Source organism: Herbiconiux daphne, from assembly GCF_024979295.1.
Lineage (GTDB): Bacteria > Actinomycetota > Actinomycetes > Actinomycetales > Microbacteriaceae > Herbiconiux > Herbiconiux daphnes.
In genome coordinates this window covers 1-636 of sequence record NZ_JANLCJ010000491.1, presented here as the reverse complement: position 1 = coordinate 636, position 636 = coordinate 1, and the positions used below count along the sequence as shown (strand labels likewise).

At 39.3% G+C, this 636-nt stretch carries 2 protein-coding genes; both read right to left on the bottom strand.

Features of this window, described 5'->3' with window-relative positions:
• Nucleotides 1-239 (bottom strand): hypothetical protein (locus tag N1032_RS26035; RefSeq protein ID WP_259543523.1); only part of this gene is annotated, 239 nt, incomplete at its 3' end.
• On the bottom strand, nucleotides 232-636 hold a 405-nt coding region (locus tag N1032_RS26030), incomplete at its 5' end, for a hypothetical protein (RefSeq protein WP_259543522.1). The genes N1032_RS26030 and N1032_RS26035, both read right to left, overlap by 8 nt.

The following is a 636-nucleotide window of genomic DNA, read 5'->3' as shown; positions in this document are numbered from 1 at the left end:
ATATCCATTATTTTAGAGGCAATACCTCCAATGATAGGAATGTTACTTACAAGGTTCTTAAGACTAGCACCAACACCTTTAGCAGATGCCTCGACTCCCTTAAGTCCTTCAGTTCGTACATTACCTAGTGAAGATCCAAAATTACTAAACGCCTGAGCTGACTCCGAAAGCGCTCTTTTAAAGTTAGCATTATCGACGGATAGTTTAACAATTTTTTCTTCAACTGGTCTACTAGCCATTTCGAAGTCCTTTCTCTACGTTTGTTGATATTCTTTCGCCTAATGAGTTCACAATTGGATCTATGAATCTAAACGGTGGAACGTAACCCCCAGTACGAGTACCGTGTCCAGTGTTTATAATCACAGGAATTGGAACACCACTATTCGTAAGACTATCATTTGAAATTATCAGATCATAACCATATTTTGTGGTAGCTACATCACTGTGCCAAGAGCCTGCTGTTTTACCAGTATCTCGAGGAGTGTTTGCAGCAAATTCTGTAACTGCTGCTCTACCTTCACTTGCTAGCATACTACTGTAATCAGTTTTACCAAGATTTTCCATAGCTCGGATAAATGATCCACCAGTGTTACTAACAGATGTTGTTATTTTCATAGACACTACCCTTTCGAGTTC